Consider the following 356-nt stretch of genomic DNA (forward strand, 5'->3'; position numbering starts at 1 on the left):
GGCCAAGTGGTGTTCAAGGCCGAACTTGGCACCGTATCCAGCAGCGCTGTCCAGATACAGGGTGTGTGGATGAATCCCGCCTACCGGGGGCGGGGATTGAGCGCACCGTACATGTCGGCTCAGCGTTGAACAGCACTTCATCGCCGATGGTCTTCACGAGCCTGCCGCCACCCACCGAAATGATCTCAGCGCACTTGTGCTCGAAGCGCTGCACCATTTGGGCCAGGGTCTTTTCATTCATTTGGCGCGACAGCGAGGTGTAGGACACCAGATCCGCGAAGCCGACGGCGCGGGCCAGCGGGAGCGGATTGTCGTCGGAGGCGGATCCGTCGTGGCCGCGCCATCCATCTCGTCCG

1 pseudogene is annotated in these 356 nt (G+C 62.6%); it reads right to left on the minus strand.

The annotated features are described in order from the left end of the window. Positions 1-13 precede the first annotated feature (13 nt). Positions 14-356, minus strand: a pseudogene (locus SB754_RS19480) (hypothetical protein); the annotation flags it as partial.

The sequence above is a fragment of the Leifsonia sp. SIMBA_070 genome (assembly GCF_046534635.1).
GTDB lineage: Bacteria > Actinomycetota > Actinomycetes > Actinomycetales > Microbacteriaceae > Leifsonia.